Here is a 19,391-nt window from a genome sequence, read left to right as displayed (position 1 = left end):
CCCATGTACCACCCGCTCACCGTCAAGGACTTCCTGGACCGCGCCGAGTCGGTCTACCCCGACCGCGTGGGCGTCGTCGACGAACCGGATCAGCCGGCGCCCGACCAGGGCGCGTTCACCTATCGCGAGATGGCGACGATGGCCCGGGCCCAGGCGGCCCGGCTGGACCAGCTGGGCATCCCGACCGGCGGTCGGGTCGCGGTGATCTCGCAGAACTCCTCGCGCCTGCTCACGTCGTTCTTCGGGGTGTCCGGGTGGGGCCGGATCCTGGTGCCGGTGAACTTCCGCCTGGCGCAGCCGGAGATCGACTACATCATCGCCCACTCCGGGGCGCAGGTCGTCTACGCCGACCCGGCGCTGAAGGACTGCCTGGACGCGATCGACGCGCCGCACAAGTTCGTGTTCGGTGAGGACGAGTCGCTCTATCTGCGCGGGGTCGAACCGCAGCCCTGGGCAGAACCTGACGAGGCGTCAACCGCGACGATCAACTACACCTCGGGCACCACCGCGCGACCCAAGGGCGTGCAGCTGACGCACCGAAACCTCTGGCTCAACGCCACCGTCTTCGGCCTGCATGCCACCGTCACCGACCGCGACGTGTACCTCCACACCCTGCCGATGTTCCACTGCAACGGCTGGGGAATGCCGTACGTGCTGACCGGCCTGGGCGCCAAGCAGATCGTGCTCCGCCAGATCGACGGGGCGGAGATCCTGCGCCGGGTCGAGCGCCACGGAGTCACGCTGATGTGCGCCGCGCCGGCCGTGGTCAACGCGGCGCTGGAGGCCGCGGCATCGTGGGACGGACCGATCCCCGGGCGCGACCGGGTTCGGATCGTCGTCGCCGGCGCGCCGCCGCCGACCCGGACCATCGAGCGGGTAGGCAGCGAGTTGGGCTGGGAATTCATCCAGATCTACGGGCTCACTGAGACCTCGCCGCTGCTGACCGTGAATCGGATGCGCGCCGAGTGGGACGACCTGCCCACCATCGAGCAGGCCCGCAAACTCGGTCGCGCCGGGGCGCCGGCCCTGGGCGTGCGCATGGCCGTCGACGCCGACGGCGAGGTGCTCGCCCAGTCCAACCACTGTCTGGGCGGCTACTGGGAGCTGCCCGAGGAGACCGCGAAGGCCCAGGCCGGCAACTGGTTCCACACCGGCGACGGCGGGGAGATCGACGACGAGGGCTACGTGGTCATCTCCGACCGCAAGAAGGACGTGATCATCTCCGGCGGAGAGAACGTCTCATCGATCGAGGTCGAGGACGCGTTGATGTCGCACCCGGCCGTGCGCGAGGTCGCGGTCATCGGCATCCCCGACGAGAAGTGGGGCGAACTGGTCACAGCCCTGGTCGTGCTGGCCACTCCGGCCACGTCCGACGAGTTGATCGCCCACTGCCGTACTCGGTTGGCCGGTTACAAGTGCCCGAAGCGCGTCGATTTCGTCGACTCGCTGGCCCGCACGGCGACCGGGAAGCTGCAGAAGTTCAAGCTGCGGGAGCCGTACTGGGCGGGGCACCAGCGCCAGGTGAACTGATGTGACCCAGGTCACATCAACTCCCTCGTGGAGCGTGTCGATTCCGGGCCGGTGAGTTCGTGGAGAGGGTGACGGTCGGCGCGACGCCGACCCGGCTACCTAGGAGACTCGATGACCCAGTACCTGATGTCGGTGTGGCACTCCGGCGACTACGCCCCGGCGGACTCCGAGATGCAACAGATCTACGCCGACGTCGGCGCGCTCAACAAGGAGATCCAGGACGCGGGCCAATGGGTGTTCGGCGGTGGCCTGCATCCGCCGACCACGGCGACTGTTCTGCGCTCGGTCGACGGCAAGGTGACCACGACCGACGGCCCGTTCGTCGAGACCAAGGAGATGATCGGCGGCTTCTGGATCGTGAACCTCGCCGACCTCGACGCCGCGCTCGCGCTGGCCGCCCGGGCCACGGTCGCGTGCCGACTGCCGGTCGAGGTGCGTCCGTTCCAGGACGAGCCCGGTGACTCCTGACTGTTCGTCAGAGTCCTTCGTAGCTGGGGTTTTCCGCGACGAGTACGGCAAGTGCGTCTCGACGCTGACCCGCCTCCTCGGCGACATCACGCTGGCCGAGGAGGCCGTGGCCGACGCGTTCGTGGTCGCCCTGGAGCGGTGGGACCCGGACGCTCCCCCGCCCAACCCGGGCGGCTGGATCATGACCACCGCGCGGCGCCGGGCAATCGACCGATTGCGCCGGGAGGCCACCCGCGAGGCCCGGCACGCCGAGGCACTGCTGCCGGCCGAGCCCGACGAATCGACGCGAGAGGTGGGTCCGGTGCGCGACGACCGACTGCGGATGCTGTTCACCTGCTGCCACCCGGCACTGGCCGCCGAGTCGCAGGTGGCGTTGACGCTGCGCCTGCTCGGCGGGCTGGACACCACCGAGATCGCCCGCGCCTTCCTGGTCCCCGAGGCGACCCTGGCCCAGCGGATCGTGCGGGCCAAGCGCAAGATCCGCGACGCCAACATCCCGTACCGCGTCCCCGCGGACGCGGACCTGCCTGGGCGACTCGGTGCGGTTCTGGCGGTGGTGTATCTGGTCTACACCAGTGGGCACGTCGCGGTGGGCTCGCAATTGAGCCGCGGCGACCTGTGCTCGGAGGCCGTCCGGCTGGCTCGACTGCTGGTCGAGTTGATGCCCGATGAACCGGAGGCCCTCGGGCTGCTGGCGCTGTTGTTGCTGTCGGAGTCCCGGCGGGGGACACGGGTCGACTCGGCCGGGCGGCTGGTGCTGCTGCCGGACCAGGACCGCTGCCGGTGGAACCGCGCCCTCATCGCCGAGGGGCACGAGTTGGTGCGGGCCTGCCTGCGCCGCGGCGCCCCGGGGCCGTATCAGTTCCAGGCCGCGATCAACGCCGTCCATTCCGACGCCGCCCGGGCCCAGGACACCGACTGGACGCAGATCCTGGCGCTCTACGACCAGTGGCTGGCAGTGGCGCCGACCCCGGTGGTCGCGGTGAACCGGGCGGTCGCGCTGGCTCAGATCGCGTCGCCGGAGATCGCGCTGGCGGAGCTGGAGGGCCTCGAGCTGAGCGACTACCAACCCTATTGGGTGGCCCGCGCCGAACTGCTGACGCGGGCCCGGCGGACGGCCGAGGCCGACGAGTGCTTCGGTCGGGCGTTGCAGCTCACCGAGAACGACCTGGAACACGCGCACCTGACGGGGCGTCGGGCGGCGCTGGCCCTGTAAGCATGATGGCGTGCTGCACCCGGACCGCGACCTGGTCGTCCACGCCGACAACCTGCGCGTGCTCGAAGCCTTGCCCGACGGGTGCGTGACCGTGGTCTACCTCGACCCACCGTTCAACACCGGCCGGGCACAGAAGCGGGTCGGCCTGCGGACGGTGCGTTCGGCCACCGGCACTCGCGTCGGATTCGGCGGCCACACGTACGAGCAGACGAGGGCCACCCTGCGCTCCTACGACGACGTCTTCGACGACTACTGGGCGTTTCTGACGCCCCGTCTGGAGCAGGTCCAGCGGGTGCTCGCCGACGACGGAACCCTTTACCTGCACCTGGACTACCGCGAGGTGCACTACGCGAAGGTCGCCCTGGACGCCTTGTTCGGCCGGGAGTGCTTCCTCAACGAGATCATCTGGGCCTACGACTACGGCGCTCGCGCGAAGGACCGGTGGCCCACCAAGCACGACAACATCCTGGTGTACGTGAAGGACCCGACGCGCTACCACTTCGACTCCGCCGAGGTCGACCGCGAACCGTACATGGCCCCCGGTCTGGTGACGCCGGAGAAGGTCGCGCGCGGCAAGCTGCCCACCGACGTGTGGTGGCACACGATCGTCTCGCCGACCGGTAAGGAGAAGACCGGCTACCCGACGCAGAAGCCGATGGGCATCGTTCGCCGGATGGTTGCCGCCAGTTCCCGCCCGGGCGACCGGGTCGCCGACTTCTTCGCCGGCTCCGGCACCCTCGGCGCCGTGGCCCGCGACCTGGGCCGCCGTTACCTGCTGGTCGACTCGCACCCGGACGCGATCGAAACGATGCGCGCCCGGTTGGGTAGTCCTCCCCCGGAGTTCCGCACCCTCTGAAACCCCGATCATCGATGATCGGCGTGGCAGGTAGTACGTGTGCTAGGGGGCCAAGAAGCCCACGAAGGCCGCGGCGAGTTCGGGCTTGGTCACCGCGCTCATATGGTTGCCCGGGACGCTGATGCTCAGGCCGGAGCCCAGGGCCGCGGCCAATTCCGGCCCGGAGCCGTTGTCGTCGTCCTCGGAGCCGAGCACCACGGCGGTCGGCACGGTGATAGCCGCCAGTTCGGCCGAACTGGTGTCGACGAAGCTGTCCAGCAGCAGGAGCAGGGCCGTCGGGTCGCCGCCGGTGGTGCGCAGGAATGCCTCGGCCATCCAGGCCGCCGAACGGGGCGGGTGCGAGCCGAGGTTGGTGAGCACATCGCGGAAGTGCGCACTGCGGACGGTGGCCGCGGTCAGCCCGGACAAACCCATCCCGGCGAGGACCGCGCGGCCGGGCCGGGCCCCGCGGACCATCATCCGGATCGTGGTGCGTGCCCCCAGCGAGTATCCGCCGAGGTCATAGGCCTTCGGGTCCCCCGGGTCGAGACCGAGGTGCGAAAGCAGCGCCAGACCGTCCTCGGCCAGCACGTCCGGCGGGTAATCGGCGGGGTCGTGCGACTTGGCGCTGTCGCCATGGCCTCGCAGATCAGGCAGCACCAGCAGGTGCCCGGCCGCAGCCAGCGCCGCGGCATGACCGTACTTCAGCCAGTTCACCTCGGCGTTCGAGAAATACCCGTGCAGCAGGATCAACGGCCGCCCGGCGCCCATCTGACGGTACGTCAGATCCGTGCCTCGGGCGCCGCGGAAGCGGAGCACCTCGCTCATCCGCGCGGTCCGACGGGGTTACGGCGTTGCGCATCCACGTTCAACAGCAGTCCGATCGCCACCAGGTTCGCGACCATCGCGCTGCCCCCGTAGGACAGGAACGGCAGCGGCAGGCCGGCCACCGGCATGATTCCGGTCGCCATGCCCATGTTCTCGAACGCCTGGAAGCCCAGCCAACAGACCACCCCGGTGGCGACCAGCGACCCGAACAGGTCCGTGGCGGCCCGCGCGATCGAGCAGCCACGCCACAGCAGGACCGCGAAGGCCAGCACCACCGCACCGGAGCCGAGCAACCCGAACTGCTCCCCGGCGACGGTGAAGATGAAGTCCGTGTGCTGCTCGGGCACGAACTGACCCACGGTCTGGGTGCCGTGGAACAGGCCGGCTCCGGTCAACCCGCCCGAGGCGATCGCGATGCGTGCCTGGTGTGCGTTGTAGCCGATGCCGGACGGGTCAAGGTTCGGGTCGGCCAGCGCGGCGAATCGGTCGATCTGGTACTGGCTGAGCAGGTGCGCCTGCACGACGACCACGACGCCGACGGCGGCAGTTGTGGCCAGGCCGAGGATCCACCGCAGCGGGACCGCCGCCACGACCAGCATCCCGGCCACCGTGACCAGCATGACCAGCACCGAGCCGAGGTCCCGTTGGAACAGCACCAGCGCGACCGGGACGGCGGTGACCGCCAGCGCGAGCAGGACCTCCGCGTTGGTCGCCCGGGCGCCGGAACGGGCCGTGCCCCGACTCTCCCGGCGCTCGGCCAGCAGCAGCGCCAGGCCGAGCACGATCGCGAGCTTGGCGAACTCCAACGGTTGGGCCGAGAGGCCGCCGAAGCGGATCCAGGAGTGCGAGCCGTTCACAGTCGCGCCCAACGGCGTCAGCACCAGCAGCAGGCCGGCGCCGGCCGCCAGGTACACGGCCGGGGCGAGCACGCGCAGTCGACGGTGGTCCACGGTCGCGACCACCAGCGCGACGACCAGACCCACCGCTGCGAACAGCAGGTGACGGGCCATCAGCGAACTGCTGCCGCCGCCGTCCCCGGCGCGTGCCCGCGTCGCGGCCCACACCAGGGTCGAGCCGAACGCGGTCAAGCCGATCGTGGTCAGGCACAGCACCGGATCGAGTCGGGACAGTCGGCGGACCACCGTCCGGGCGCGCCGGGCAGCCCCGACGCCGACCGGCGCCAAGGCCATCGGAGCAGGCCGTAAGACGCTCATAGGCGCGGCCGCGCAGTGCTCATTGATGAGCTCGCAAGCTCGCTCATCGAGGCTCCCGGAAGCTGCCGTCAGGACGCGCGACCGGCAGCGCGGCGGGCAGTTGACCGTTGGGAACAAAGGGTTTCTCACCGACGCCGAGCAGGGCCGCCTCGATCGTGCGCACGGCCAGGCCGGAGGTGCCGCTGCCGGTACCGCCGTGCGAGACCGTCATGACCACCGCGTACTGCGGGTGCGCACCGGCCGGGACGAAGCCCGCGAACCAGGAGGTGGGCTGCTCGCCGAAGTGCTCAGCGGTGCCGGTCTTGGCCGCCACCGGGATCTGCGCCAGGGGCCAGCCGTGGTAGTCGCCCTGGGCGGTGCCTTTGGTGGTGACCCCGACCAATGCTTGACGGATGTAGTCCAGCACCGAGTCCGGCAGGCCCACCTTGCCGTCCGACACCGGGCCGAAGCGATGGACCACCGTGCCGGTCGGGCTCAGCTCGGCCTTGGCCACGTGCGGGCGCCACATCGTCCCGCCGTTGGCGATCGCCGCGTACACGCGGGCCAGCTGCAACGGAGTGACCGCCGTGTCGCCCTGCCCGATGGCCAGGTTCGCCGCGTCGCCGCCCCGGTAGAGGTAGCCGTCCGTGCAGTTCTCCTTGGCCAGGTCGGTGAGGAAGGCGGCCCGTTTCGGGTCGGTGGCCGCGAGCTCCGGGTACCCGGTCAGGGCGCGCTTGCAGGTCTCGACGCGGGTCGCCAGCCAGTTGGCATGCTTCCAGTCGCGGTCGACGATCCGGCCCGGCGACTCCCCCGGCAGGTCGATGCCGGTGCGCTTGCCCAGGCCGAACCGGTGAGCCATGTCCTGGATCGGGTCGACGGCGCCGGGCGCCGGCTTGCTGCCGCCGGCCTTCTGCCACATCTCGTATGCGACCCGGTAGAAGACCGTGTCGCAGGAGACCTCGACGGCCCGCGCCATCGTGATGAACCCGTAGGCCTCGCCCTCGTAGTTGCCGAAGGCGCGGCCCCCGATGCCGAACGAGCTCGAGCACTCCCATCGCTTCTCGGGGTCGTAACCGTCGCTCAGGGCCGCGGCGGTGGTGATCACCTTGAACGTCGAGCCGGGCGCGCCACCGCCGGCGATCGGCCGGTCGAGCAGCGGCTGGTTCGCCGAGTCGCCGGTCAGCTCCGTGTAGTTGTCCGGCGAGATCCCGCCGACCCAGGCCGACGGGTCGTAGCTGGGCGCACCGGCCATCGCGACGACCGCACCGGTGTTCACGTCCAGCACGACGACGGCACCGGAGTCGGCCGGGTACTTGCGGCCGCGGTAGTCAGCGACGTGGCGGGCGCGGTCGATGGCCGCGGCCAACTGCTGCTCGGCCAGCGCCTGCACCTTCGAGTCGATCGTGGTGACCAGGTTGTCGCCGGGTACCGCAGGGGTTTCCCCCACCGGTCCGAGCACATGCCCGAGGTGGTCGACGGAGATGCGGGAGACGCCCGCTCGCCCGCGCAGGGCCGAGTCGTACTGCTGTTCCAGTCCGGATTGGCCGACCAGGTCGGCGGTGCCGAGCTTCGGGTCCACGGCACCGTTCACGCGCTGCGCCTTGACCTGCCCCTCGTCGGCGGCCGCGACGTAGCCGAGGATGTGGGCGGCGTTCACCCCGTAGGGGGCCGGGTAGTCGCGCACCGCGAGTTGATCGACGCTGACCCCCGGGAAGTCCTCACGGCGTTCGGAGACTGCCAGCGCGGTGCTCGGGTCGACGTTGTCGGCGACGGGGATCGGCTGGTACGGCGAGCCACTCCAGCACGGCGCACCGACACCGGCGCCGCACAGCCGCAGTTGCGCGCGCAGCTTGTCGGCCGGCACGGAGAGCACCGCAGCGAGTCGGTCCAACGTCTTGGCGCCCCGGTCGGGCTGCGCGAGCAGCAAGGACCGGTCGATGCTGATCCGCGTCCGGCTCTTGTTGCGGACCAGCACCCGGCCCATGTCGTCGAGGATCAGGCCGCGGGCGGCCGGAACGACGACCTCACGCACCGTGTTGGCGTCCGCGGCCGCGACGTACTGCCCGGAACGCAGACCCTGCAGGAACCAGAGACGCCCGCCGAGGACGAGCATCAGGCACAGCAGCATGCACTGGACCAGGAAGACTCGGCGCACGCTCGCGGGAATCCTCATCGGACCGCCTCCACCGCGGGACGGATCATCCGACGGGTCAACGGGAACAGCACCAGCGCCGTGCACACCGTCCACACCGTTGCGTTGGGGATCGCCTGCACCGTCTCGTCCGTGCGCGCGTGCAGGTCGCCCAAGGCCAGCCCGACACCGGTGAACAGCAACTGGGCGACGACCCCGATCACGGCGGCGCCGGCCAGGTTCCACAGCGGGTGGTGCTCGACACGCAGCGCCGCGCCGGTCAGGGCCCCGCACGCGGCCAGGACCAGCGCCCACTGCCCCAGCGGATGATCAGCCGGCGGCGCGAGGTCGAGGACCGCACCGGAGGCCAACCCAGTGATCGTACCGATCCGGGAACCGCCGACCACGGCGGCGCAGAACACCAGCGCCGGGACCAGGTCCGGGGACAGCGACAGTCGCCCGTCGCCGGCCGGCAGACAGATCTGCAGCATCGCGACGGTCACCAGCAGCACGCCCAGGGCCACCGCACTGCGCTTGCTCACCGCTTCGTCCTGCTTCCCGCACGCCTGGTCATGACGTCGGGCCCGCCGCCGTCACGCTCGAAGGGCTGGTGCCCGGGGGCACGACCACGCCGACCGTGTCCAGGTCGCCGAAGCCGGTGTACGGCCGCACCAGGATCGTCACCCCGTCCGGCCGCGGGGTCACCGAGACGACCTTCCCCACCGGTATCCCGGCGGTGTACGGCCGGGCGTCGCGAGAGCCGAAGGTGCGCAGATCCTCGCCCACCGCCGGGATGCTGTGCGGGTCGAACATCGTCAGTCGGCACAGGTCCTCACCGGTCCCGGTGAGCGTCCCGATCTGGCCGGAACTTGCCGATCGCACGCCCACCGAGGAAATCGGGTCGAGCAGCAGCACCACGGTGGCGGTGTGCGAGGTGACCGAGGTGACCCGGCCGACCAATCCGGCCGCGTCCAGCACGGCGGTGTCCGGGGCAACGCCGTCGTCGCTGCCGAGGTCGATCGCCACGCTCCACGAGTAACCACGGTCCGGCGCGACACCGATCACGTGCGCCGGCCGGACGTTCACGGCGGCGGTGCGGGCTGCCTCGGCCAGCGCGCTCCGGGCGCCGTTGCCGGCCAACTGCTGCTGCGTCGCGGCCAACTGGGCGGCCAGGCGGGCGTTCTGGCCCGCCAGGGCGTCGATCCGGATCTGCCGGGAGTGGGCGCGACCGATCCCGGTAACGGTCTCGGCGACCGGACCGGCCACCCAGACCACCCCCGACTCGACCGGCCCGAACACCCGCGCCGCGAACGTGCGTACCGGTGCCAGCGGCGAGTCCGCGGAGCTCGAGCGTGAGTCGACCACCGCAGCGCCCACCGTGGTGAGCAGCAGTGCGCCCAGCAGCACCCGCGTGGTGGTGGTGTCGCGAATCATCGCCGAATTCCTGACGCAGACTCAGTTCCCTTGCGGGCCGGGCAGATCTGGCTTCAGTACCGCTTCTGGTACGAGCTCTGGTTGTGGGCGGCGAACACCGACTGCAGGGCCTCGAATTCGTCGACGCACCGCCCGGCGCCCAGCGCCACGCAGTCCAGCGGACGCGGAGCGACGATGACCGGCATTCCGGTCTCGGCACAGATTCGGTCGTCCAGGCGGCGCAGGAGTGCGCCACCACCGGTGAGCACGATGCCGCGGTCCATGACGTCGGCGGCCAGTTCCGGCGGGCAGGCGTCGAGGGTGGCCCGAACCGCCTCGATGATCTGCTTGATCGGGTCTTCGATGGCGCGACGCACGTCGTCCGGGGTGATGACCACGTTCTTCGGCAGTCCGGAGATCATGTCGCGGCCGCGGACGTCGGCCCGGTACTCGTCGCCGGCCGGCAGCGCCGCGGCGATCGTCATCTTGATCTCCTCGGCGGTGCGCTCGCCGACGAGCAGCGAGTACTCCTTCTTCAGGTAGGAGATGATCGCCTCGTCCATGTCGTCACCCGCGACGCGGATCGACTGGGCGCAGACGATCCCGCCGAGGGAGATCACCGCGACCTCGGTGGTACCGCCGCCGATGTCGACGACCATGCTGCCGGTGGCCTCGCCAACCGGCATCCCGGCCCCGATCGCCGCCGCCATCGGCTCCTCGACGATGTGCACTGCACGGGCACCGGCCTGGTCGGCCGCCTCGATCACGGCACGGCGCTCGACGCCGGTGATCCCCGACGGGACGCACACGACCACGCGGGGCTTGGCGAAGTAGCGGCGCTTATGCACCTTCTGGATGAAGTAGCGCAGCATGCGCTCGGCAAGCTCGAAGTCGGCGATCACGCCATCCTTCAGCGGCCGGACCGCGACGACGTGCGCCGGGGTGCGGCCGATCATGGCCTTGGCCTCCGAGCCGACCGCCAGAACCTCGCCGGTGACGGTGTTGACCGCCACCACGGACGGCTCGTTGAGCACGATCCCCCGGCCGCGCACGTAGACCAGGGTGTTCGCGGTCCCCAGGTCAACCCCGATGTCACGGCCCACCAGCGACGAGAGCTGGTTGGGGACCGAACCGCTGGTGGAACCGGTGGGGCGCGGCCGGGTGGGCGTCATCGCCATGGTGGCGACCTCCGTGATGGATGTGACTGAAGTTCGCAGTGTGACCAAATTGGTCTACTGCGAAGATAGTAACCCCAGGGACGGAAACGCGAGAGCGGCACGCCCGTGACGGCGTTCCACTCCCGCGGCAGATGTGGCTTATGTGACCTGTCAGAAGTCGGGGAACCAGAGTGCGAGCTCGCGTGCCGCGGACTCCTCGGAGTCCGACGCGTGGATCAGGTTCTCCTGGTTGGACAGCGAGTAGTCACCGCGCACGGTTCCTGGGGCTGCCTTGCGACCGTCGGTGGCGCCGACGATCTGCCGGACGACGTCGATCGCCTGGTCGCCGGACAGGACCAGCGAGATCAGCGGGCCGGAGGTGATGAACTCGCGGAGCTCCGGGTACCAGCCCTTCTCCACGTGCTCGGCGTAATGCTGGTCGGCGAGCTGCTTGTCGATGGTGCGCAGGGCCATGGCCTCGATCTTGAAGCCCTTGGCCTCGAAGCGGGCGAGGATCTGGCCGACCAGGCCGCGGCGCACGCCGTCGGGCTTGACCAGGACCAGGGTGTTCTGGGACACGAAATCTCCTTGAGTACGGCGGCGCGCCGGCCACCTGGCGGGCGCGCGAAGGTCGGCGTGAGCCTATCGGCCGGGGTGGTTCTCGGCCGACGTCGTCCCGTAAGGCGCCTGGGCGACCATCGCCCCGATTCGCAGCGCGGCGACCCACAGCGCCCCGAACAGCAGCCCCATGACGATCATCGCGTGCACGACCACGCCCGTGGCCAGCACCAGGACCTGGACGGCCCAGCCGACCGGGATCCCGTAGGGCGACCGCAGCGAGCCGGTCGCGAGCACGCACACCAGGGCGAGCACTCCCCCAAGTGCCAGCGCCTGTCCCTCGGAAACCATGGTGGAGGACCGCGCGGCCACCAGCGAGCCGAAGAACACCACGAAGCCCTCGAAGAACAGCACGACGCTGCACAGCCGGCGCTGCATCTTCGCCCGGGACGCCGCGGTGAGCCCCTTCGGCTCATACTCCCCCGTCACTTGGGTCCGCGCAGCAGGGTCCGGGCGTCACCGGCGAGCACGATCGAGCCCACCACGAGCACGCCGGCCCCGGCCGGGTCGTCGCCGGACTCGGCCAGCCCGACCGCGGTGTCCAGGGCCTCGTCGAGCCGGGTCGCCACAGTGACCCGATCCGCACCGAAGATCTCCACGGCCACGGCAGCAAGCTCGTCGACCGGCATCGCGCGCGGATCGGCGGTCGCAGTGACCGTGATCTCGTCGAGCACCGGCTCCAGGGCGGCCAGGATCCCGGCGGCGTCCTTGTCGGCCATCACCCCGACCACGCCGACCAGTCGGCGGAACGAGAAGTCCTCGCCGATGGCCGCTGCCGTCGCGGCCGCGCCCATCGGGTTGTGCGCGGCGTCCAGCACGATCGTCGGAGAATTGCGGACGACCTCCAGCCGGCCGGGCGAGCTCACCGCGGCGAAGCCGGCGCGCAAGACCTCGACGTCGAGTTGCTCGCGCCCGCCGCCCAGGAACGCCTCGACCGCGGCCAGCGCACAGGCCGCGTTGTGGGCCTGGTGCGCGCCGAACAACGGGAGGAACAGGTCCTCGTAGAGCCCGCCGATGCCCTGGATGGCCAGCACCTGGCCGCCGAGCGCGCCGAGTCGGCCCCGCACGCCGAACTCCCGACCCTCCCGGGCAAGGACGGCGTTGACCTCGCCGGCGCGGCGCAGCAGCACCTCGCCGACCTCCTCCGACTGGACGGCGAGCACCGCGGCCGCGCCGTCCTTGAGGATCCCGGCCTTCTCCACGGCGATCTGCGCCGGCGTGGAGCCGAGGTATGCGGCGTGGTCGACGGCGACCGGGGTGATCACCGCGACCTGCCCGTCGACGACGTTGGTCGCGTCCCAGCTGCCGCCCATGCCGACCTCGACCACGGCCACGTCGACCGGGGCGTCGGCGAACGCGGCGAAGGCCAGCCCCGTCATCGTCTCGAAGAACGACAGTCGGTGCGGTTGCGAGCTGTCGATCAGGCCGAGGTACGGCTCGAGGTCGACGTAGGCGGCGACCATGCGCTCGGCGTCGATCGGTCGGCCGTCGAAGGCGATCCGCTCGCGCATCCTCTGCAGGTGCGGGCTGGTGAACATCCCGGTGCGCAGCCCGAACGCGCGCAGCAGCGACTCGATCATCCGCGCGGTACTGGTCTTGCCGTTCGTCCCGCCGACGTGGATGACCGGGTACGCGCGCTGCGGCGAACCGAGAACGTCGCACAGCGCGGCGATCCGGTCCAGCGATGGCTCCAGCCGCGACTCCGGCCACCGCGCCAGCAGCGCCTTCTCGACGGCTGCCAACTGCTCCGCGACGTCGGGCTCCGGCACCGAGGTCAGGTGGCGCCCTTCGTCGCTCACGCGGGACCCAGGGCGTCGAGTTGCGCGGTGATGCGGGCGATGTCGGCCTCTGCGCTGGACAGTCGGCCGCGGATCTTCGCGACGACGGGCTCCGGTGCCTTCTGCAGGAAATCGTTGTTCTCGAGCTTCCCGCGGGCGGCGGCGACCTCGGACGCAGCCGTCGTGAGGTCCTTGCTCAGGCGGGCCCGTTCGGCCGCGACGTCGATCGCGCCGGCCAGGTCGAGTTCGACGACCGCGCCGGGGATCCGCAGGGTCGCGGTCGCTGCGAAGGTGCCGTCGTCGACGGTCAGCTTGGACAGCGACCGGACCGCCTCGACGTGCTCGGCCAGACCGGGCACCGAGCCGTCGGCGGTGATCCGCGCGGCGACCTTCTTGCCCGGGGGCACGCCTTGGTCGGCCCGGAAGCGGCGGACCTCGGTCACCAGGTCCTGCACCGCTGCGATCTGGGCCTCGGCCGCCGGGTCCAGGTACTGGGGTTGCGCGGTCGGCCAGGGCGCGACGACCACCGACTCGCCGCCGGTCAACGTGGTCCACAGGGCCTCGGTGACGAACGGAATGACGGGGTGCAGCAGGCGCAGCAGGACGTCGAGGACGTGGCCGAGCACCGCGGTCGTGGCCTGCGCCGCCGCGCCGCCGGCCGCCAGCGGGCCCTTGGCCAGCTCGACGTACCAGTCGCAGAACTCGTCCCAGACCAGGTGGTAGAGCGCTTCGGTGGCCTTGGCGAACTCGTAGTCCTCATAGAGCGCGTCGACCTCGGCCACCGTGGCGTGCAGCCGGGACAGCATCCACCGGTCGACCGGCGAGAGCGCCTCGGGCCCCGGCAGTTCGCGGACGGCCGCGCCGTTGAGCATCGCGAACCGGGTGGCGTTCCAGAGCTTGTTGCAGAAGTTCCGGCTGCCCTGGACCCACTCCTCACCGATCGGCACGTCCGCGCCGGGGTTGGCACCACGGGCCAGGGTGAACCGCAGGGCGTCGGAGCCGTAGGCGTCCATCCAGTCCAACGGGTCGACGGCATTGCCGAACGACTTGCTCATCTTCTTGCCGAACTGGTCGCGGACCATGCCGTGCAGGGCGACAGTGCCGAAGGGAATATCTCCTGACGGACCGTCAGACTGCATCGCGTACAAGCCGAACATCATCATCCGGGCGACCCAGAAGAACAGGATGTCGTAGCCGGTGACCAGGACCGAGGTCGGGTAGAAGCGCGCCAGGTCCGGCGTGCGCTCCGGCCAACCCAGGGTCGAGAACGGCCACAGGCCCGAGGAGAACCACGTGTCGAGCACGTCGGGGTCCTGGGTCCAGCCCTCCCCCGGCGCCTCGTCGTCCGGCCCGACGCAACGCACTTCTCCGGCGGCGGAGTACCAGACCGGGATCCGGTGGCCCCACCACAACTGCCGGGAGATGCACCAGTCGTGCATGTTGTCGACCCAGGCGAACCAGCGTGGCTCCAACTCCTTCGGGTGGATCACCACGCGGCCGTCGCGGACCGCGTCGCCGGCGGCCTTGGCCAGCGGCGCGACGTTGACGTACCACTGCAGCGAGAGCCGCGGCTCCACAACGGTCTTGCACCGGGAGCAGTGCCCGACCGAGTGCAGATACGGCCGCTTCTCCGCGACGATGCGCCCGTCCTCGCGCAGCGCGGCGACCACGGCCGGCCGGGCCTCGAAGCGGTCCAGGCCCTGGAACGGTCCGGGCACGGTGACGATGGCGCTGTCGTCCATGATCGTGATCTCGGCCAGGTTGTGCCGCTTGCCGATCTCGAAGTCGTTCGGGTCGTGCGCCGGGGTGACCTTCACGGCGCCGGTGCCGAACTCGGGGTCGACGTGCTCGTCCGCGACGATCGGGATCTGACGACCCGTCAGCGGAAGCTCGACCGTGGTGCCGATCAGGTGTCGGTAGCGCTCGTCCTCCGGGTGCACGGCGACCGCGGTGTCGCCGAGCATCGTCTCGGGCCGGGTGGTGGCGACCACGATCGAGCCGGCCCCGTCGCCGTAGCGGATCGAGACCAGTTCGCCGGCGTCCTCGGAGTGCTCGACCTCTATGTCGGACAGCGCGGTGTGGCAGCGCGGGCACCAGTTCGTGATGCGGTTGGCGCGGTAGATCAGACCGTCGTCGTAGAGGCGCTTGAACATCGTGAGCACGGCGCGCGACAGGCCCTCGTCCATGGTGAACCGTTCCCGGTCCCACGCGACGCCGTCGCCCAGTCGGCGCATCTGGTCGAGGATCTTCCCGCCGGACTGCGCCTTCCACTCCCAGACCTTGGCCACGAACGCCTCGCGGCCGAGGTCGTGCCGGGACAGCCCCTGCTTGGCCAGTTCCCGCTCCACGACGTTCTGGGTCGCGATCCCGGCGTGGTCCGTGCCCGGCAACCACAGTGCCTCGTAGCCCTGCATCCGGCGGCGTCGGACCAGCGCGTCGATCAGCGTGTGCTCGAACGCGTGGCCGAGGTGCAGCGACCCGGTCACGTTCGGCGGCGGGATCACGATCGCGTACGGGGGTTTGTCGGAGGCCGGGTCCGCCTCGAAGTAGCCCGCCTTCACCCACTTCTCGTACAGCGGCGCCTCCACCTCGGCGGGGACGTAGCGGGTGGACAGTTCGGTGGCGGACGCGTCACTCACGGGCGTGAGTTTAGTTGGGGATCAGACGCGGGCCTGCACGATCATGTTCAGGGCCGAGGTGCTGACGACGTCGAAGCGGCTGAAGCCGGCCTCGGCGAAGACCTCCCGGAGCCGGCCCGGTCCGGCCTGGGCGCCCAGACCCAGTCCGACGTCCTGGGCCAACGAGGTCGGCGTGCAGATCGCGGCCGAGGCGATGTAGAGCATCGGCGCCATCGGGTTGTCGGTCAGATTGCTCGGCCCGTCCAGGGCGAACGGCTCCACGAGCAGGACCGAGCCGTCCGGGTTCAACCGCTCCCGGGCGTGCCGCGCGGCGCCCACCGGGTCGCCCATGTCGTGCAGGCAGTCGAAGAAGCAGATCAGGTCGAAACTACCGGGGTAGTCGTGCGCGCCGGCGACCTCGAACTCGACGCGGTCGCCGACCCCGGCCTCCGCGGCCCGCTCGCGGGCCACTCGTACGGAGGCGGCGTGATAGTCGAAGCCGACGATTCGGCTGGCCGGGAACTCGCCGGCGAGCACGATCGCCGAGGCGCCGTGCCCGCAGCCGACGTCGGCCACGGCGGCACCGGCCGTCAGCTGCTCCACGACCCCGTCCATCGCCGGGATCCAGCTGCTGGTCAGGTGAGCGCGGTATCCGGTGCGGAAGAACCACTCGGTGCCCTTGAACAGGTGCGGGTGGTGGTCGCCCCAGGCGAACTTCCCGTCGCCGCGCATCGTCTGGGCGATGCGGTCCATGTCGTGGTACAGCGCGGACGTGGTGTACATGCCCCGCGAGATGAACACCGGCGAGGTGTCGTCGGCGACCAGCGCGGCCACTTCCTCGGACAGCAGGAAGGTCTCGGCGGCCTCGTCGTAGTCCAGCAGCTGCGCCGCGACCTGCCCACGCAGCCACTCCAGCGTCAGGCGCTCGTTCGTGCCGGCAGCCTTGGCGATGTCCGCCGCGGTCATCGGCTCGGAGCCGTGCATCGCCCGCCATAGCCCGACCTCGTCGCCCAGCCAGATGCCGAAGCAGACCATCGAGCCGGTCATGTGGCCGATCATCGCGCCGACGGCCTGGTGGTACTTCGCCTTGTCCATGGCCCGGAGGCTACGGGCGGGTGATCGTCGACCGTTCGACGGGTGCGCGGGACCACCCACGGGACCACCCATGGGCGCAGTTGCAACTGGTGTGACGACAATCCGGCGCCGGTCGCATCACCAGTTGCAACTCTGCCCGGGGGTACTTGGGCGGCTAGGTAGTTGGGCGGCTAGGTAGTTGGGCGGCTGGGTGCGCCCCCAGGCTTCGGTCAGGCCGACTTCTCGCGCGGGGCGCGCTTGCGGGACTCGACCTCGCGCGGGACGAGGGTCGGGTTGACGTTCTCCAGCACGACCTCGCGGGTGATGACGACCCGGGCGACGTCCTTGCGGCTCGGGACCTCGTACATCACCGAGAGCAGGACCTCCTCCATGATCGCGCGCAGGCCACGGGCGCCGGTGGCGCGCAGGATGGCCTGGTCGGCGATGGCCTCGAGCGAGTCCGGAGTGAACTCCAGCTCGACGTTGTCGAGCTCGAAGAGCTTCTGGTACTGCTTCACCAGCGCGTTGCGCGGCTCGCTGAGGATCTGCACCAGCGCGTCGCGGTCCAGGTTGCGGACGCTGGTGATGACGGGCAACCGGCCGACGAACTCCGGGATCATGCCGAACTTCAGCAGGTCCTCGGGCATCACGTCGCCGAACGCGTCGGTCTTGTCCAGGTCGACCTTCGAGTGCAGGGTCGCCGAGAAGCCGATGCCCTTCTTGCCGACGCGGCCCTCGATGATCTTCTCGAGGCCGGCGAAGGCGCCACCGACGATGAACAGCACGTTGGTGGTGTCGATCTGGATGAACTCCTGGTGCGGGTGCTTGCGCCCGCCCTGCGGCGGCACGCTCGCGGTCGTGCCCTCCAGGATCTTCAGCAGCGCCTGCTGGACGCCCTCACCGGAGACGTCGCGCGTGATCGACGGGTTCTCGCTCTTGCGGGCGATCTTGTCGACCTCGTCGATGTAGATGATGCCGGTCTCGGCCTTCTTGACGTCGTAGTCCGCGGCCTGGATCAGCTTGAGCAGGATGTTCTCGACGTCCTCGCCGACGTAGCCAGCCTCGGTCAGCGCGGTGGCATCGGCGATGGCGAACGGCACGTTCAGCATGCGCGCCAACGTCTGTGCCAGGTGAGTCTTACCGCAACCGGTGGGGCCGATGAGCAGGATGTTGGATTTAGCCAGTTCAACCACGTCCGGCCCGGTGCCCTTGGCGGCCTCGCCTGCCTGGACCCGCTTGTAGTGGTTGTAGACCGCGACCGCGAGCGCCTTCTTGGCGATTTCCTGCCCGACCACGTAGGAGTCGAGGAACTCGCAGATCTCCATCGGCTTGGGGAGCTCGTCCCAGCGCATCTCCGAGTTCTCGGAGAGCTCTTCCTCGATGATCTCGTTGCACAGGTCGATGCACTCGTCGCAGATGTACACGCCTGGCCCGGCGATCAGCTTCTTGACCTGCTTCTGGCTCTTTCCACAGAAAGAGCACTTGAGCAGGTCTCCACCGTCTCCGATGCGTGCCACGCGGCGTATCCCCTCTGCTCATCGCACGCCGGCCCGGACCCTCGGGACCAGCGTTCTGGCCTCGACGTTACCTTCCTCGAACGGACGCCACACCATCTTCAGCGGGCGAGTCGGACTATTCAGCCGTAAGCGGACACCGCCCGTGGACACGCTCGGGACGGCTACCCGTCGCCGCCCGGACACCGCCCGGACACCGCCCCCGCCCCGCCGACCTTCCGAGGGTCGGCGCGCGCGCCCGAGGACGGTCAGGCCTGCAGCGACAGCAGCGAGGACTTGCGGGACGAGATCACGTCGTCGACGATCCCGTACGCCTTTGCCTGTTCGGCGGTGAGGATCTTGTCGCGCTCGATGTCGCGGCGGATGATCTCGATGTCCTGGTTGGTGTGCTTGGCCAGCATCTCCTCCAACTTGGCGCGCATTCGCAGCACCTCGTTGGCGATGATCTCGACGTCGGAGGCCTGACCGCCGCTGCCCTCGATCGCGGGCTGGTGGATCAGGATCCGGGCGTTCGGCAGCGCCAGGCGCTTGCCCGGTGTGCCGGCGGCCAGCAGCACCGCCGCCGCCGAGGCCGCCTGCCCCATGCAGATCGTCTGCACGTCCGGCTTGACGAACTGGATGGTGTCGTAGATCGCTGTCAGCGCGGTGAACGAGCCGCCCGGGGAGTTGATGTAGATCTGGATGTCGCGGTCCGGGTCCATCGACTCCAGAGTCAGCAACTGCGCCATGACGTCGTTGGCCGAGGCGTCGTCGACCTGCACGCCGAGGAAGATGATCCGCTCCTCGAACAACTTCGCGTACGGGTCGTACTCGCGATAGCCCTGACTGGTGCGTTCGACGAAGCGCGGCAGGACGTACCGGGACTGCGGCAGGTAGGGCGCCTGCGCGGCGCTCATCGCCGGCTCGTGATCGCACCGATCGTTCATGCGGTCCCTCCGGAACCCTGGACCTGGCGGGCATTTGTGACGACGTGGTCGACGAAGCCGTATTCCTTGGCCTCCTCGGCGGTGAACCAACG

The 19,391-nt window shown here is 70.1% G+C and carries 18 protein-coding genes; 4 read left to right on the top strand and 14 right to left on the bottom strand.

The annotated features are described in order from the left end of the window. Window positions 1–3: 3 nt before the first annotated feature. The 4 genes from VHU88_10455 (at window position 4) to VHU88_10440 (ending at window position 4,070) form a co-directional block, all read left to right on the top strand. Window positions 4–1,530 carry an AMP-binding protein gene (locus VHU88_10455; GenBank protein ID HEX3612096.1) on the top strand — a complete coding sequence of 509 codons (1,527 nt, stop codon included), beginning with the start codon at window positions 4–6 and terminating at the stop codon, window positions 1,528–1,530. 111 nt (window positions 1,531–1,641) lie between these two features. Further along, on the top strand, window positions 1,642–1,998 hold the full coding sequence (locus VHU88_10450) for a YciI family protein (GenBank protein HEX3612095.1): 357 nt from the start codon (window positions 1,642–1,644) through the stop codon (window positions 1,996–1,998). Next, complete coding sequence (locus VHU88_10445; GenBank protein HEX3612094.1) at window positions 1,988–3,214, top strand: sigma-70 family RNA polymerase sigma factor; 1,227 nt, start codon at window positions 1,988–1,990, stop codon at window positions 3,212–3,214. Before VHU88_10450 ends, VHU88_10445 begins: the two co-directional genes overlap by 11 nt. Before the next feature lie 10 nt (window positions 3,215–3,224). Beyond that, complete coding sequence (locus VHU88_10440) at window positions 3,225–4,070, top strand: site-specific DNA-methyltransferase (GenBank protein ID HEX3612093.1); 846 nt, start codon at window positions 3,225–3,227, stop codon at window positions 4,068–4,070. 42 nt (window positions 4,071–4,112) lie between these two features. Here the strand turns inward: VHU88_10440 and VHU88_10435 are convergent, their stop codons facing one another. The 14 genes from VHU88_10435 to VHU88_10370 all read right to left on the bottom strand — a co-directional run. Then, window positions 4,113–4,877: an alpha/beta hydrolase gene (locus VHU88_10435; GenBank protein ID HEX3612092.1), complete on the bottom strand. Its 765-nt coding sequence runs from the start codon at window positions 4,875–4,877 to the stop codon at window positions 4,113–4,115. Next, on the bottom strand, window positions 4,874–6,067 hold the full coding sequence (locus tag VHU88_10430; GenBank protein HEX3612091.1) for an FtsW/RodA/SpoVE family cell cycle protein: 1,194 nt from the start codon (window positions 6,065–6,067) through the stop codon (window positions 4,874–4,876). Before VHU88_10430 ends, VHU88_10435 begins: the two co-directional genes overlap by 4 nt. A gap of 67 nt (window positions 6,068–6,134) precedes the next feature. After that, entirely contained in the window at window positions 6,135–8,243 is a 2,109-nt protein-coding gene (gene mrdA / locus VHU88_10425) for a penicillin-binding protein 2 (protein HEX3612090.1), read from the bottom strand. Beyond that, a complete protein-coding gene (locus VHU88_10420; GenBank protein HEX3612089.1) occupies window positions 8,240–8,743 on the bottom strand; it encodes a hypothetical protein in 504 nt (167 codons plus the stop codon). The genes mrdA and VHU88_10420 overlap by 4 nt, the downstream gene beginning before the upstream one ends. 28 nt (window positions 8,744–8,771) lie before the next feature. Continuing rightward, the gene (mreC, locus tag VHU88_10415; protein ID HEX3612088.1) at window positions 8,772–9,635 is read right to left on the bottom strand and encodes a rod shape-determining protein MreC; all 864 of its coding nucleotides are present in this window, start codon (window positions 9,633–9,635) and stop codon (window positions 8,772–8,774) included. A gap of 53 nt (window positions 9,636–9,688) precedes the next feature. Continuing rightward, on the bottom strand, window positions 9,689–10,792 hold the full coding sequence (locus tag VHU88_10410; protein HEX3612087.1) for a rod shape-determining protein: 1,104 nt from the start codon (window positions 10,790–10,792) through the stop codon (window positions 9,689–9,691). A 150-nt stretch (window positions 10,793–10,942) separates the two neighbouring features. Further along, window positions 10,943–11,350 carry a nucleoside-diphosphate kinase gene (gene ndk / locus VHU88_10405; GenBank protein ID HEX3612086.1) on the bottom strand — a complete coding sequence of 136 codons (408 nt, stop codon included), beginning with the start codon at window positions 11,348–11,350 and terminating at the stop codon, window positions 10,943–10,945. A gap of 63 nt (window positions 11,351–11,413) precedes the next feature. Beyond that, window positions 11,414–11,818: a DUF4233 domain-containing protein gene (locus tag VHU88_10400; protein ID HEX3612085.1), complete on the bottom strand. Its 405-nt coding sequence runs from the start codon at window positions 11,816–11,818 to the stop codon at window positions 11,414–11,416. Further along, window positions 11,815–13,188 carry a folylpolyglutamate synthase/dihydrofolate synthase family protein gene (locus tag VHU88_10395; protein ID HEX3612084.1) on the bottom strand — a complete coding sequence of 458 codons (1,374 nt, stop codon included), beginning with the start codon at window positions 13,186–13,188 and terminating at the stop codon, window positions 11,815–11,817. Before VHU88_10395 ends, VHU88_10400 begins: the two co-directional genes overlap by 4 nt. Next, a complete protein-coding gene (locus VHU88_10390) occupies window positions 13,185–15,806 on the bottom strand; it encodes a valine--tRNA ligase (GenBank protein HEX3612083.1) in 2,622 nt (873 codons plus the stop codon). Before VHU88_10390 ends, VHU88_10395 begins: the two co-directional genes overlap by 4 nt. 21 nt (window positions 15,807–15,827) lie before the next feature. After that, window positions 15,828–16,880, bottom strand: coding sequence for a methyltransferase domain-containing protein (locus VHU88_10385; GenBank protein HEX3612082.1), 1,053 nt, complete (start codon window positions 16,878–16,880; stop codon window positions 15,828–15,830). A 209-nt stretch (window positions 16,881–17,089) separates the two neighbouring features. After that, on the bottom strand, window positions 17,090–18,376 hold the full coding sequence (gene clpX / locus VHU88_10380; GenBank protein ID HEX3612081.1) for an ATP-dependent Clp protease ATP-binding subunit ClpX: 1,287 nt from the start codon (window positions 18,374–18,376) through the stop codon (window positions 17,090–17,092). Between the two features lie 245 nt (window positions 18,377–18,621). Next, window positions 18,622–19,299: an ATP-dependent Clp protease proteolytic subunit gene (locus VHU88_10375; protein ID HEX3612080.1), complete on the bottom strand. Its 678-nt coding sequence runs from the start codon at window positions 19,297–19,299 to the stop codon at window positions 18,622–18,624. Continuing rightward, window positions 19,296–19,391: ATP-dependent Clp protease proteolytic subunit (locus VHU88_10370; GenBank protein HEX3612079.1), on the bottom strand; the 96-nt coding region annotated here is incomplete at its 5' end. The genes VHU88_10375 and VHU88_10370, both read right to left, overlap by 4 nt.

Source organism: Sporichthyaceae bacterium, from assembly GCA_036269075.1.
Lineage (GTDB): Bacteria > Actinomycetota > Actinomycetes > Sporichthyales > Sporichthyaceae > DASQPJ01.
The sequence above is the reverse complement of the archived record's forward strand: the minus strand, read 5'-3'. Positions and strand labels throughout refer to the sequence as shown.